This is a genomic window from Vibrio sp. Vb0349, assembly GCF_033338975.1.
Genome location: NZ_JAWOTS010000322.1, coordinates 1 through 1,176 on the forward strand (window position 1 = coordinate 1; position 1,176 = coordinate 1,176).

Below are 1,176 nucleotides of genomic sequence, written 5' to 3' on the forward strand. Positions count from 1 at the left end.
GAATTTACTCTCACAGCGGATCAGCCCGTTGATTGGTATGACTACTGGACTGGAGAAAAGCTCAACCAAGATCCTTGTCAGTTGCTTCTAGTGAGTGTCGATAGAGGTCTGAATGCCAAAGCAATAGTGACCGCGTAAAGGTCATTGAAAACGAAGTATTAAACGAAAAGAGCCACTTGTGCTCTTTTCTTGTTTTTACGCGTTCTTTGTTGAGAGCGGAATTACTAAAACTCAAACAGAAAGTAATAACCATAGCCCACAATGAACGCAGGGATAGAAGAATAGATCGTTGCCATCAATGCCGCTTTGGGAGCCATGGCAATCGCGGGGAACAGTGCATCTCCATCGTTAGAAATCGCATTCGCAATCTGCGCGGATAATGGTGCGGCACCAGTAATGTACAAACTGGTGACGAGAATCTGTGGGCCGCAGCCTGGTAGCATACCGATGGCTAAGCCAGCCAATGGCATCCAGATGCCCCAATTTGAAAAGGTAGCAGCCAAATCAACGCCTGAAAAATAGGTCGTTAATTCAAACGCAAGAAACGCCACGATAACCCACGCGCTGACAAAGTTGGTGTCTTGAGCTGCTTTTTGAATCGGGTGTGAATCAACGATTTTTTCATCTTCTGACACCGTCGATTGATAATCTCCCAACTCTTTTGTCATTGCCCACAACGACATGGAGACCACCGCAAATATCGCTCCTAACCATTCAATGCTACTTGGACTCAAATTCAGTAGCTGATTGATATCCACTTGGAATGAGGTCATTACGGCCACCATGCTTGCAGGGACTATCAACCACTTCCAGAATGCGCCTTGAAGATTAATCGCACGTTGCTCTAAAGGCGTGTATCGCTCGCTTTGATGCTGACAACAATGGTGGTGAGCGCTCGCTTGCTTTGGCTCGGGGCGTAGAAAATCATCAGGATGAAATGCGTTGACGATCAAACCCGAAACCGTACCTACCACAATGCCAAGTGCGACGACGCCAACGCCGACGGACGGTTTTGCCGCGAGTAACAAGAATGCCGCATCGCCCATGGTTGATGTCAGTACGGCTACGATTGCGCCAAATCCTACTCGTCCACTAATAAATTGAGTCGTAACAACAATAGCGCCGCCACAGCCCGGAAGCGCACCGAGTAGGGCTGCAAAAAACACCTGATGATGA

General features: G+C 48.0%; 1 protein-coding gene. It reads right to left on the bottom strand.

All coding sequences use genetic code 11. The features are described from left to right. Positions 1 to 224: 224 nt before the first annotated feature. A partial coding sequence (locus R7Q47_RS25535; RefSeq protein ID WP_318090162.1) for a putative manganese transporter occupies positions 225 to 1,176 on the bottom strand: 952 nt, incomplete at its 5' end.